The organism is Halorubrum sp. Ea8, from assembly GCF_002252925.1.
Taxonomy (GTDB): Archaea; Halobacteriota; Halobacteria; order Halobacteriales; family Haloferacaceae; genus Halorubrum.
The window spans coordinates 16978-30085 of sequence record NZ_NHPF01000109.1; the positions used below are offsets into that span (position 1 = coordinate 16978).

Here is a 13108-nt window from a genome sequence, read left to right on the forward strand (position 1 = left end):
AGGCACGTTCCCCGTCTCGTCGGAGCCGCGACCCTCTCGCGTGGCTGGTTTCTTAACCGAGCGCACCGAACGAACCGGACGAGAGAACGCTCGAATGATCCACTCACGCCTCGCGTCCCGCCGCGCTCCGACGCCATGACGGGGACCTCCGAATCCGGGACCGCGTCGGGCGACGAAGCCACCGTCTTCGAGCGCCTGTTCGAGCACACCCCAGACGCGGTCCTCGTCATCGACGCCGAGGCGAACCGCATCCTCCGCTGTAACGACCGGGCCTGCGAACTGCTCGGATACGATCGGGAGCGTCTCCTCGCACTCGGACCGCCGGACATCCATCCGCACGACTACGAGGTGTTCGAGGAGTTCGTCGAACGCGTCCGTGACAGCGGAAGCGGGTTCACCGCGGAGCTGTCGTGTCACACGCGGGACGGCGAAGTCGTCCCCGTCGACGTCACCGCGACGACCGTCCGGTTCGATGGAGACGACCGGATACTCGCGATCGTGCGGGACGCATCGGCGCGTACGAAGCGCGAGCGGGAGCTGCGCCGTCGATCGGCGGCGATGGCCGCGGCCGACGACGGGATCGCCGTGCTCGACGGCGAGGGTGCGGTCGTCCACGCGAACGAGGCGTACGCCTCGCTGTTCGGGTACGACGACCCGGAGGCTATCGCCGGTGCGACGTGGGGCGCACTGTACGCGAATCCGGACCGATTCGAACTCGACTGCCGACCCTCGGTCGCCGAGTCGGGCGAGTGGCGGGGGGAGTTAACCGTCCCGCGGGAAGACGGCGACGACGTGCCCGTCCGAGCGTCGGTGACGGGACTGGAGGACGGCGAGTTCGTCTGCGTCGCTCGCGACGTGAGTGAGGAGCGTCGGCGAGAACGCCGGCTCACGGGGTTGACCGAGGCGAGCCGCGACCTCCTCGCCGCGACCGACCGCGACGACGTGAGCCGGATCGCGATCCGGACCGTCGTCGATATCCTCGGCCACGAAATCGCCTGCGTCAGACTGTACGACGCCGACGCCAACGAGTTGGTTCGGACGGTCACGTCGGACGCGGCCGCGGAGCTCGTCGAGTCGGCGCTCGCGTACGACCTCAAGTCGTCGAACGCCGGCGCGGCGTACCGGAGCGGGGAGACCGTCCGGAACGAGTCGCCGACCGACGAGGCGTACACGGACGACCCGTGTCGGGCCGAAGTCCACGTGCCGCTCGGCGAGTTCGGCGTCCTCAGCGCCTTCGACCGCGAGGCACCGATGGGGGCGGTCGACGTTCGGCTGATCGAGCTGTTCGCCGGCGTCGTTCGCTCGGCGTTCACCCGTGCGGAGCGCGAGGAACGACTCCGGACCCGGCGGAGCGAACTGGAGCGCCGCCGCGAGGAGTTGGCGGCGGCTGACCGATTCAACACCCTCGTCACCGAGGTCATTCGCTCGGTCCTGCGAGCGACCAGCGGTGCGGCTGTCAGGCAGTCGGTCTGTGACGAACTCGCCGGCTCGTCGCTGTACGAGGCGGCGTGGATCGCGACCGTGGAGACGAGAGACGACGCCGACGCCGTGACGATCGACTCCAGTGCGGTCGCGACGGGCTCGTTCAGCGAGACCGACGAGGAGTCGTTCCTCACGTCGCCGTTCGCGCGCCGACTGGTCCGGAAGGCACACGACGCTGACACCGCGGTCGTCGAGCGCCGACGCTTCGAGTCCGAGAGCCGTGACGAAGCCGAGTCGGTCGCGGACGACGAGTCCATCGCCGCGGCGGTCCCCGTCGCCTGCGGCCGCCAACGCTTCGGCGTGCTCGCCGTGGCCGGGGCCGAAGAGAGCGGGTTCGCCGAGGCGACGCAGAGCGGCCTCGAACTGCTCGGTGAGACGCTCGGGTTCGCGATCATCGCCGACCGGCGCCGGAACACGCTGATCGAGAGCGACTCCGTCGAACTGGAGTTCTCCTTCGAAAGCCCGCTCGGGGATCTCTCAGCGGCGTTCGACTGCCGGTGTGATCATCTCGGGAGCGTCACCGACGCGGGCGACGCCCACGCCTACGAGACGCGGATCACCCACGGCGACTTCGCCGAGATCCGCGCGTTTCTCGACGACTACCCCGCGGTCCGAGAGTGTCGCCTCGTCGAGCGTCGCGGCGCGACGTGCGTCGTCGAGATCACGGTGGCGGGCGCCCCACCGGGGCTGCTTGCCGAGGCCGGGTTCAGTCTGGTGTCGTTACACGCGAGCGACGGCGACACGAGACTGATGGCCGAGGTCCCGAGCGACGAGGACGTTACGCGCGTACTCGACACGCTCTCGGAGCACTGGGACGGCGTCGAACTGGTCGCCAAGCGCCAGACCCCGACCCGCAGGGCGGACCTCCCGGTCCCGATAGACGGCGCGGCGGGCCTCACCGACAGGCAGCGGTCGGTACTGGAGACGGCCTACGAGGAGGGATACTACGACTGGCCCCGTAGGCACACGGCCGAAGAGGTTGCCGAGAGCCTCGGTATCGCCTCGGCGACGCTGCACCAGCACCTGCGCGCGGCGGAGCACACCCTCGTCTCGTCGTTCGTCGACGACGAGCGAGAGTGACGGAGTGACCCGGGACCCTATGTGTCTCGGTACCCCTCCACCGAGACACGTAGCGTGGGTGACCATACTACTGGGGAGTGACCCCAGAACCATGAGCACCGAACCGATCCCGATATCCCGTCTCGACGGCTCACACGAGCGCACGCAGCGCCTCCTCATCGAGGTCGCCGACGTCTTGGGTCACAAGTGGCATCCGGTCATCCTCACCCAACTGCTGAACGGGGAGCCGCACACGTTCAGCGAGCTCGGGGCGGCGATCGACGACGTGTCGAACAAGATGCTCTCGGACAGCCTCTCGACGCTCGAATCAGAGGGGCTCGTCGACCGAGAGGTCGTCAGCGAAAAGCCGGTCCGGGTCCGGTACACCCTGACCCGCCGCGGGCGGGAACTAGAGTCGGTCCTCGATCCGATGCTCAGGTGGGGTCGCGAGCATCTCGCCGGCGATGTAGTCGACCGTCCGCGGGAGCCGGCCGGCCCGCGTCTCCCGGGTCGCCCCGGCGGGGAGGAGGTCGCCGATGAGTAGTCGCTCCGACCGCGGCGGCAGCGCGACCGCAGACGCTCTCGCGACGCGCGGGACCGGTGGCCGGTCGGACCGGGACGACGGGCTCGCAGTGGAGGAGCCCTCCCGCGAGGAGGTGCTCCGCACCGTGTTCGGGCTCGGCGGCCACGACGTCCGGACGTACGACGCGGTCGCCGAGTCGCCGGGATCCACCACCCGGGAGCTCGCCGACGACCTCGACCGCGACCGTAGCAACGTGAACCGGTCGCTGAACCGGCTCCGAGAGGCGGGACTGGTGACGCGGAACCGTCGCCTACTCGACGCGGGCGGGCACGTCTACCAGTACTCCGCCGTCGGATCGAGCGACGACGTCGTCGCGCGGGCGGTCGACCGCTGGCGGTCGGCCGCGCTCAACGCGGTTGTGTCAGAGTAGCGCAGTTTTCACAGCAGTCAGGATCTGTCGGTTTTACTCGACCGGTTTCGCTGCGCCCACGGTTGCAGAACCGCGTAGACGGCCTCGTTCATCGGGACGGCGACGCCGTGCTCTCGACCCCGCCGGACGACCGCGCCGTGGAGGGCGTCGAGCTCCATCGGCTTGTCGTGCGTCATGTCGTAGTGGAGCGACGAGTACGAGTCCGCGCCGAGGCCCTCGGCGAACTCCATCCACCGGTCGACGGTCCCCTCCGGGAGATCGACGCCGGCGGCTCGGCCGACCCGACACGCCTCGTCGACGATCCGTCGGTACATCTCCCGGGATTCCTCGTGGCTCCGTATCTCGCCGAGCGGCAGGCGAACCGCTGCGGTCATACCGGCCTGTGCGCAGATGAACGCCGCTTTCTCCCAGAGTTCGGTCCGTATCGCGTCGGACAGCTCGGCCTCCATTCCGTCGGCGCGGTCGCACCGCTCCAAGAACCGCTCGGCCCGGTCGCTGTGCGCGCCGTCCAGTTCGCCGAAGGTGAAGCTAGTCGGACCGCCGGTGTGTTCGACGACGCCCGGCTCCGCGATCGTCGAGAAGATGTAGGCGACACCGCCCATGACGTGCTCCCGGCCGATCTCGGCGGCGAGCGTCTCCTCGTTGTCGAGGCCGTTCTGCAGCGAGACGACGGCGGTGTCGTCACCGAGAAGTGGCCCAAGCTCACGGGCCGCCGCCTCGGTGTCGAATGATTTGACCGTGAACAGCACGACGTCGCAGCGGCCGACGTCGGCCGGGTCGTCGGTCGCGGGCAGATTCGCCGAGAAGTCCCCGTCGACGCTTTCGACGCGAAGGCCGTTGCGGCGGAGCGCGTCGAGATGGTCGCCTCGCGCGATGAGGTGGACGTCGGCGCCGGCCCGAGCGAGACGACCGCCGAAGTACGCGCCGACGCCGCCCGCCCCGTACACCGCGACCTTCACCGGCCCTCACTCTCCGTCGGAATCGGACTGGAGTCTGACATCGTTCGGTACGGTTCGGACCGGTCGTGTTAACCCTTGTCTACTCCCGCCGGTCGCGCAGTTTCCAGGTGGTTCGCCGATCGACACGACTTCTTCGTCGCGGCGGGCGTCGCCGGAGAGCCTTCCCGCACGCCGGTCAGTCGGTCCCGCCGTCTGGCGCGAGCCCGAACGCCTCGTCGCGGACGTGGTGTTCGACGAGCAGCAGGTACGCCGCCTGGCTCCACTGGAGGTTCGAGTTCCAGCGGACCCGACCGCCCCCGTCGACGCGCTCCGGGAGGAGCCCGGCCGTCGTCGTCCACTCGTGGACGTCCTCGAACACGTGGTCCGCGACAGCGTCCGAGCCGCTCCCGCCGAGCCGCCTGGCGACGTCGGCGTACGCCTCGCAGAGCGGCCAGCCGCCGTCTTCGACGGTCCCCGTGGGCGTGTAGCGGTCGCCGGGGTACCGCCCGAGACAGGGCGAGTCGCCGGCGACCCACGCCTCGTCGGCGGCGGCGTCGAGGGTCGCTGTGACGGCGTCGCTCTCGGCGTCGGCGACGTTCCACGGCCAGACGGCCATGAACGACGCCGCGTCCGGCCGGGCGTCGGCCGGCGGATCGGCCGGTGTCTCCGGGCTGTCCGCCGTGACGAGGGCGTCGCCGTACGGCGTGGACTTGAAACAGTACTTCTCGAAGTTATCCGCCCACACCGCCGCCCGCTCGCGGCACTCCTCGGCGAACGCCTCGTCCCCGTGCGCGTCGGCGAGCTCCCCCATCGAGCGCAGTCCGGCGATCGCCGCGGCGGTGCCCTCGGTGCTGTGGCCCCAGATCTCCTCCCACGGGTCCTGGTGTTTCTCCGGGAAGCCGTAGCCGTTGTCGTACGAGAGGAGGAACTCGGCGGCGCGCCGGGACATGTCGTAGTGCTCGTCGAGGAGGTCGTCGTCGCCCGTCTCCCGCCAAACGAGCCAGTGGGCGTATATCGGCCCACCGATTTGGTCGAGTTGGAGCGCCCGCCAGTGGGCCTCGCCGGTGACGAAGTAGTTCTGCCACCACGTCCCGTGCCGGTCGATGCCGCGGTCGTCGACGACGTCGCCGGTGATCTGGTTCTCGTCGAACCACCGGAGCGCGAGTCGCGCCTCGCGTTCGGCCCCGGCCGCGACCAGCGCCTGCGTGATGATAACCTGATCGCGGGGCCAGATGAACTTGTACGTCATATCGCTCGGCTTGAACGCGCCGGCGATGACGCCACAGCAGCCGTCCTGCGCGCACTTCATCGCCGTCAGCGAGCGCTCGTACAGGTCGTTGACATCGGGGTCGTCTGTCGGCCCGTCCGAGACCGTCTCGTGCCAGTCTTCCCACGCCGCCGCGAACGACTCCCGCTCCGACTCGTAACCGCGGTCGAGGAGCCGGAGGGCGTGCTCGACCGCCGCCTCTTCGCCGTACCCGAATCCCACCCCAGTGAGCCACGACGCAGCGTCGGTCTCGCCGACGTACAGCCCGACGCCCACGTCGAGGTTCCCCTCGGCCCGGTCGGTGTCGTCGATGAATCCGTGGTTCCTCTCGTAGATATCCGCCCACGCGCTCCGGTCCGGGCCCTCCGCGACGCCGGTGTGGCCGATCCGGCGCCCGTCGAACTCGCGGTCCCCGTCGCGGTCCTGTGCGATCGCCACCCACCGGTCGCCGTCGGTCGCGACCACTAGCTCCGCGCCGTCGCGCTCAGTGACGAACGCCTCCTGAACCGCGTTGGGGTCCTCGTGGTCGTGGCCGTGGATTCCGAGGTCGGCGACGGTGTAGAAGGTGCGCTCCGCGACCGTCTCAAACTCGGCGGCGGTCTCGATCAGCAGGCCGCAGGTGTCCACGCTCGCGACGACGCGCTGCGTGAGGGTCCCGGTCGATCCGTCCTCGTCGAAGCGGTTCTCGAGGGTTATCTCCGGGACCTCGCTCGACGCGTACGAGACGTCGCTCTCAACGGCGTCGTCGCGGGCGTCCAGCGTGTGTTCCTCGTCGGCGTTCCACGCGAGTGTGTGGAGATCGTAGAATAACTCGATGTCTGACCGAAACGCCGACGTCTCCTCGATAATTGCGCCGTGACGGTCGCGCTGAGGATCGTCGTATCTGTTCGCGGTCAAGAGGACGTTCGCACCGTCGTCGCGCGGCGCGCTGAGAATCGCGTCCTTGTCACTCGGTACCGACGGCGCGTTCGACTCGACTGGCATGGTCGGTGAACGATTGGTGCGTTGATAAGACCGAGGCGATAATGTACTTGCGTTACCATTCGGCATGATCATGTTCGACTCTTCGCCGGTGAGCCGATGGTAACCCGTTTACCTCGTGGTTCGGGAAGCGATATGAAGGCGTAGGCCCTCCGATCCGATATGTCATCTGACGCGGCTTCCGGCGGCGGTGCGAAGACAGACGGTATTGTCGACGTGGAGAGCGCGGAGTCGTTCCATGAGGCGGTCGCAGAGAACGATCAAGTCGTCGTCGACTACTTCGCGGACTGGTGCGGTCCGTGTAAACAGCAGACGCCCATCCTCGAGGAGCTGTCCGGCATGATCGACGCGCCGATCCTCGGCGTCGACACCGACGAACACAACGGACTCGCCGCGGAGGCGGGCGTCCGGTCGATCCCCACGGTCGCGGTCTACCGCGACGGCGAGGAGATCGAGCGGTTCGTCGGCGTCACGGGAGCCGACACGATTCGGGCGGCGCTGGAGTGAGGACGGGGAGCGCTGAGACGGTCTGGCGGACATCGGATCGCGGCGGGCGTCGACGCGTCTTCGCATATCAGTTCGGACCCGATGTATTCTCAGCCCTTGACATCCTCTCCGCCCTGAAGGGCGAAGATTCCCACGGCACCGTACCGCTGGGTTGGGGTGTTTACGGTTTGTAGCTGTCTCGGTGACGGCTACTGGCTGTGTCAATCAGCCGTTACTCCTATCCCGACTTGGGATTCAGAGGTACTTCTTACTGCACCCTGAAATCCACAACAGAAAGGGTGCTTTCTGTGTGGGTTCGGGCCATCCCGATATTGTCCGATTAGATGGGCGGGTAGACCGCCTCGGCTACCGAGTAGTACGAGAATCACTCACTTGAACCACCCGACCAGAAGTTCCTGGTTACTGTAGAGAATTGTCGGATTCATCCGCGCGCTGAAGCGCGAGGCTTTCTCCTTGATTCTCCGTAACAGGAGCCAGAACGAGAACGGCCGGCCACGAACCCGCATCGTTTTGGCTACTTCCTCCTCGTACAGGAAAGTTAGCAATTCCCGACAGGGTCTCGCGTTCTTGCTGGGGTTCTCTCGACTGGGAGGCGAAGAACTGCGACCGCTCTGTTGAAATACTCAGCAGCCGATTGTTTTTCACCAACAGTCGCTCAGTACAGGGAACACACGTATCAACGTACAGTGCTGCTCCACTAACTTCGTGTCAGTAACCGCCTCTCCGTCTGATGAATTTCTACTCAATTGAGAGACTGCCAGGCGGCAGCGGCTGCATCAATCACCTCTAACGCATCTTGACTTCCAGCTGCTTCCCCCTTCTCGAAATCGTCCTCGGTCTGTCCCATCTGATTGGTTACATGAGCGACGCAAACGACTGGCAACTCTCGAACCTCGGCGAACGTGTACAGCGCCGCTGCCTCCATTTCGACGGCAAGAACTCCTTCTGATCTAGCACGTTCAATCGCAGTCTCCGTTTCCCGAAACGGCGCATCCGTCGTCCACGTCGTTCCCGTGTACACAGGACGTGACACAGTTTTGCACGCTTCTTCGACCGGAGCGCTGAGCTCGTCACCGAGAGTCGCATAACGGCTGGTCGAACGGTAGTGGTGGCTCGTTCCTTCGTCGCGGAGCGCACGCTCAATGAGAACGAAGTACGGTGGATCATCCTTCAGCACAATCTGCCCCGAAGAGGTTACGCTAACGAGAAATCGACAGCCAGCGGCGAACAGTTGCTCCGCAACGAGAACAGCGAACGATGCCCCAACAGCGCATCCCACGATACCGAACACCTTACCGTTCCGTTCGAACCGATAGAGATCAGTGTGGTAGCCGGGCCACGTTTCGACTTTGTCCGCTTCTCCGGTGGCCTTCAGGTGGCGCACGATATCGCCGTCCGGATCGAGGAGACAGATATCGGGCACGGAGCGTTCCGGGAGGTCTTTCTGCCGTCGGGCGTTCTCCAGCAGCGCTTCTGGTGTGAAAACGGACGGTTCGTCGAATTCTTTCGCGTCGAAAAGCGGAGAAGAACCTGAACCGGGCGAGTCGGTCATGTCTTTCGTGTTCGCGGGGCCAGACAAGGATATTGTGGTCAGCCGGTTGGGGTCCCGACTATCGCCGAGATGGCGGCAGTCGTCGGATCAGAGCTCTCGAAGACTCCCTCGTCGGAGATACGCAAAAAGAACCCCTGCTCGCCATCGACGTGTTCCAATATCGTTTGGGTCAGCGTCTCAGAACCTCGGTGAATCATCCGCGGTAAATAGGACCCCTCTCGCTGCAGGTTCGATTGCACGTACTCGGAGCGCGTGTTCAACACCAGTGCAACTAAGGCTCCCTCGGAAGCGAGGACGCGGGTCGCCTCGGCAAGCGCTGAATCGACATCGGGAATGAATTCGAGCGTTGAAACGAAGACGACAGTACCGACCGACGCCGTTGCAATGGGAAGTGCGGTCGCATCACCGAGAACAATCGGTGCAGCAACTCGGTCCCGGGCTGCTTGAACCATATCCTCCGAGCGATCTAAACCGATTATTTCGTACTTTAAAAAGCGCTCTTCGAGTGACCCGATGCCGCATCCAACGTTCAGAATCCGGTCATCTTCGGTGACGTGCTGTCTGATATAGGCGGCCTCTCGATCCATGACCGCAGTCCCAAACTCGGTCTCACAGAATCGAACGAAACTCCGGACGTCGCTCATCTCATTGGGCGATTGCTATTGAATAAAATAACTTATTGCCTAGCGAACTGATGACAGATTAGTCGGCGGCTCGTTCGGTTCGTCGGGTCTTCTCTACTTGTAGCGGGTCGTCCGTGGATGTCGCGGTAACCAGTCGTAGGAACTGTCCCGCGTTCGTGAGGAGTTTGTTCTCCGCTTTCCGGAGGTGTTCTTCGTACGTCGAACGAGCGACGGCCGTCTGATCGGCCAGATCTCGAAGCGAGGTCCCCCGCGGTTGCTCGTAGTACCCACTTTCCAGTGCTAACTGGAGTGCCGCAAGCTGTCGGTCAGTGAGGTCCTCGAACAGTTCACTCGCCGGAGCCAGCATGCTGTGGGGGATCTGCGTCTCCGAAATCGAGGTCTTCGAGAGCAGTTCGATCTCTCTGTCGGATCTCAGATCACCGAGTAACTCCCGGACGTCTTCACCGTCGAATGCTACTACGGTGTAGTGTTCCCAGCCTTGGCGGTAGATCGTCGGCGACTGATACAGACAGTTGTGTTTCTCGAAGCGGTCGATGATGGACCGTTCGAGTGAACAGAGACACGACTGTGTGACAACGTGATACCCGTCGTCATCTTTCGATTCGTGTAGAACGGTTCCGAGGTGGTCGATATCGTCACGCAGCCCGTCGGTCGGGGTCGTCTCTGACGTGATCTCCAGCACTTGGCAGTCGCTCAGCGGCCACTCACGGATGGTCAAGTCCGGATGTCGTTCCGAGATCTCCCGGTACGGACACTCGTGTTTAACGCGAATCGAGGCCTCGTACAAGCTCATACTACGTATTTTGAACGGGTCAGAATTAACAGTGCCGGTCATGTCCGGCAGTACTCATATGCGAACATAATCCTATCTACAAACACCGATGCAAGATATCTCGCCGGAAAAACTCAGCGAGCAGTTGCGACATGGCGACGGCAAGCCACTCGTCCTCGATATTCGCCATCGAGAAGACTTCGAGGAGTGGCATATTCCGGGTAGTGTCAACGTCGATGTCTACGACGAATTAACCGACAACCCTGAACAAGCCAAAGAACACCTATCGGACCTCCCCCGTGAAGAGGAGATTGTTACCGTCTGTGCCGCAGGTGTCGTCTCGGAGACCGCGACGCAAGTGCTCCGAGAACTGGACTACGACGCGGTGACGCTCACGGACGGACTGAACGGTTGGAGCCGCGTACACCGGCAGGCGACGGTTCCGGTCGATCTCGATGGCACGCTCATTCAGGTTGCACGCCCGGGGAAAGGCTGCCTCTCACACGTCCTCATCTCTAACGGCGAAGCCGTAGTGTTCGACCCGTCACACTATCTCGACGAATACGACGTGATTCTGGACGAGTACGACGCCGACCTCATCGGTGTCTTCGACACCCACGCACACGCGGACCACGTCTCGGGTGCCGCGGAACTCGCAGATCGTCACGGCGTCCCGTACTATCTCCACCCGAAGGATGCGCTTGCCATCGATGCGACGCCGGTTGAAGATGGACAAACTGTCACGGCCGGCAGTCTCGATATCGCGGTCATTCACACACCGGGACACAGCGAAGGGAGCGTCTCGTTCGATATCGACGGTGCGGCGTTGATCACGGGCGATACGCTCTTCCACGAGAGCGTCGGGCGTGTCGAACTCGGCGTCGAAGCCGGTATCGAAGACGCCGACGTCGAACAGAACGCTGCGACGCTTTACGAGAGCCTTCAGCGGCTGCTGAACAGGCCAGACGATGCGGTTGTGCTGCCTGCACACGATCCCGGCTCGCCTGAACCGCCGGTGACTGCGACCCTCGCTGAGGTCAAAGAACGGAACACGGACCTCGGCCGCGACCGCGACGAGTTCGTCGAAGAACTCGCGTCGGATATCTCGGACCATCCCCCGAACTTCGAGCGTGTCAAGCGAACGAACGTCGGTCGAGAGTCGGTTCCTACCGACGAGTTAGCTGAACTGGAGCTGGGTCCCAACAACTGCGCTGCCGAATAAACATGAGTACGGGTACTGAAATCAAACAGGGAATCCGCGAGCACCTCGGGCAGTTCTCGCTACACGTCCTGCTCGTGTTCGCCACCGGATTGACCATCGGGTCCGAACGGACCGTCGTCCCCGTTCTGGGAGAGGACGTCCTCGGCGTCACGTCGTTCCTCGTTATCGGTTCGTTCGTCGTCTCGTTCGGGATCGTGAAGTCGATCCTCAATCTCTACGCCGGCAAATGGGGCGAGGAGTACGGCCGGAAGCCAGTTCTCGTCGCCGGATGGGCGACGGCACTCCCCCTACCGGTCATCCTCATCTTCGCTCCGAGTTGGGGGTGGATCACGGTCGGCAACATCCTGCTGGGTATCAACCAAGCGTTGACGTGGAGTATGGCGATCAACGCGAAGATCGATCTCGCAGGATCCGACCAGCGCGGTCTCGCAGTCGGCATCGATGAATCGTTCGGATACACCGGCGTCGCTGTCGGTGCGTGGCTCACTGGCGTCATCGCCGGGCAGTGGAGCCTTCGGCCCGAACCGTTCTACTTCCTCGCAATAGTCGTCGTGCTGGCGTTCCTCATCTCGATCTTCCTGATCAAAGAGACCGTCCAGTACGCCCAGGCCGAAGGTGACGACGACCACCGCGACGCGAACTTGCCGTTCAACGAGGTGGTAAAGCGAGCGACCTACGGCGACAGAACGCTGTTCGCTGCGGCTCAGGCCGGCCATATCGAGAACTTCGTGGACACGCTGTTCTGGATCGCCGTCCCGCTGTATCTGGTGAGCCAAGGCCTCGGTATTGCGGCTGTCGGTGTCGTCGTCGGCGTCCACAGCGCGATGTACTTCCTCCAGATTGCGACCGGTGGGCTCGCTGACCGTATCGGCCGCCGACCGCCCGTGATCTGGGGGATGTTCCTCGCAGGGGCCGGCGTCCTCGGAATGGTGCTCGTCGAGGGGTATTTCGCGTGGGCCGTCTTGGCCGCTGTCTCCGGTTTGGGTATGGCATTACTGTATCCGAACCTGATGACTGTGCCGAGCGACGCCGCTCACCCGACGTGGCGGTCAGCGGGTATGGGTGTCTATCGAATGTGGCGTGACTCCGGCTACGCAGTCGGTGCAATCCTGATCGGACTTTCGATGGAGCTCGTCAGCGCCGAAGCCGCATTCTACATGACTGCACTTCTCATGTTCATCTCCGGCGCCATCGTGTACGTCTGGATGGAAGAGACGCACCCAGACTTTGGGACACACGAGCCGCCCGCACCTGCGACGGAGCGACCAACTGACACAGTCACTCAAGACTAGTTCAATATATCCGGCTCTGTTGAAATCCTCAGCAAGTGATATATTCTGACCCAGTCGCGGTCAGTACAGAGGATTCATCTCTCAATCACTGGTCGTAGAGCAGAATGTCTCGTCAGGAGTTTCGTGAGCAGAGAAGTGAAAAGTAGAAGGCCGTATTCCGATATATGCCACCGTGCAGTCCCCGTGACTCTGATCGTCTGCGTAAACAAATGAATCTGTCATCCCATCGTCAAGACCTACTGTGACGGTGTATTGATTTACACGAGCGCTCCACGCGTCGTCTATAGTGATACCAGATTCAGAGCTATCAGATGGTTCTAGTGAATATTCACTATCGACGACCGTTGTGTCTCCCTGTTGTATCCGAAGTTGAACCACAATGTCGCCTGCTCGCTGGTTGGCTAATACAACACCACCTAAATGAAGTCCCTGCTCGAAA

11 protein-coding genes are annotated in these 13108 nt (G+C 63.7%); 6 read left to right on the top strand and 5 right to left on the bottom strand.

All coding sequences use genetic code 11. The annotated features are described in order from the left end of the window. The first annotated feature begins 135 nt into the window (after positions 1-135). The 3 genes from DJ74_RS13145 to DJ74_RS13155 all read left to right on the top strand — a co-directional run bounded on the left by DJ74_RS13145 (position 136) and on the right by DJ74_RS13155 (position 3494). Entirely contained in the window at positions 136-2562 is a 2427-nt protein-coding gene (locus DJ74_RS13145) for a PAS domain S-box protein (RefSeq protein WP_094527524.1), read from the top strand. A 91-nt stretch (positions 2563-2653) separates the two neighbouring features. Next, a complete protein-coding gene (locus DJ74_RS13150; RefSeq protein ID WP_094524479.1) occupies positions 2654-3085 on the top strand; it encodes a helix-turn-helix domain-containing protein in 432 nt (143 codons plus the stop codon). Further along, the gene (locus DJ74_RS13155) at positions 3078-3494 is read left to right on the top strand and encodes a helix-turn-helix domain-containing protein (protein ID WP_094527525.1); all 417 of its coding nucleotides are present in this window, start codon (positions 3078-3080) and stop codon (positions 3492-3494) included. Before DJ74_RS13150 ends, DJ74_RS13155 begins: the two co-directional genes overlap by 8 nt. A gap of 17 nt (positions 3495-3511) precedes the next feature. Here DJ74_RS13155 and DJ74_RS13160 read toward each other — a convergent pair whose 3' ends face one another. After that, positions 3512-4453, bottom strand: coding sequence for a 2-dehydropantoate 2-reductase (locus tag DJ74_RS13160; protein ID WP_094527526.1), 942 nt, complete (start codon positions 4451-4453; stop codon positions 3512-3514). A 175-nt stretch (positions 4454-4628) separates the two neighbouring features. Further along, complete coding sequence (locus DJ74_RS13165) at positions 4629-6683, bottom strand: glycoside hydrolase family 15 protein (protein ID WP_094527527.1); 2055 nt, start codon at positions 6681-6683, stop codon at positions 4629-4631. Positions 6684-6842: 159 nt separating this feature from the next. On the opposite strand from DJ74_RS13165, the gene DJ74_RS13170 reads away from it, so the two are divergent. Beyond that, on the top strand, positions 6843-7187 hold the full coding sequence (locus DJ74_RS13170) for a co-chaperone YbbN (protein ID WP_241881461.1): 345 nt from the start codon (positions 6843-6845) through the stop codon (positions 7185-7187). Positions 7188-7929: 742 nt separating this feature from the next. On the opposite strand, the gene DJ74_RS13175 is transcribed toward DJ74_RS13170, so the two are convergent. Genes DJ74_RS13175 through DJ74_RS13185 form a run of 3 tightly spaced genes read right to left on the bottom strand, consistent with a single transcriptional unit; the run spans position 7930 to position 10176 of the window. After that, positions 7930-8739, bottom strand: a complete 810-nt coding sequence (locus tag DJ74_RS13175) for a nucleoside phosphorylase (RefSeq protein ID WP_094524483.1) — start codon at positions 8737-8739, stop codon at positions 7930-7932. 38 nt (positions 8740-8777) lie between these two features. Next, complete coding sequence (locus tag DJ74_RS13180) at positions 8778-9383, bottom strand: class I SAM-dependent methyltransferase (RefSeq protein WP_094527528.1); 606 nt, start codon at positions 9381-9383, stop codon at positions 8778-8780. 58 nt (positions 9384-9441) lie between these two features. After that, the gene (locus DJ74_RS13185; RefSeq protein ID WP_094527529.1) at positions 9442-10176 is read right to left on the bottom strand and encodes a helix-turn-helix domain-containing protein; all 735 of its coding nucleotides are present in this window, start codon (positions 10174-10176) and stop codon (positions 9442-9444) included. 88 nt (positions 10177-10264) lie between these two features. Here DJ74_RS13185 and DJ74_RS13190 point away from each other — a divergent pair, with 88 nt between their 5' ends. Then, positions 10265-11377, top strand: coding sequence for an MBL fold metallo-hydrolase (locus tag DJ74_RS13190; RefSeq protein ID WP_094527530.1), 1113 nt, complete (start codon positions 10265-10267; stop codon positions 11375-11377). A 2-nt stretch (positions 11378-11379) separates the two neighbouring features. After that, the gene (locus DJ74_RS13195; protein WP_094524487.1) at positions 11380-12669 is read left to right on the top strand and encodes an MFS transporter; all 1290 of its coding nucleotides are present in this window, start codon (positions 11380-11382) and stop codon (positions 12667-12669) included. Positions 12670-13108: the final 439 nt, after the last annotated feature.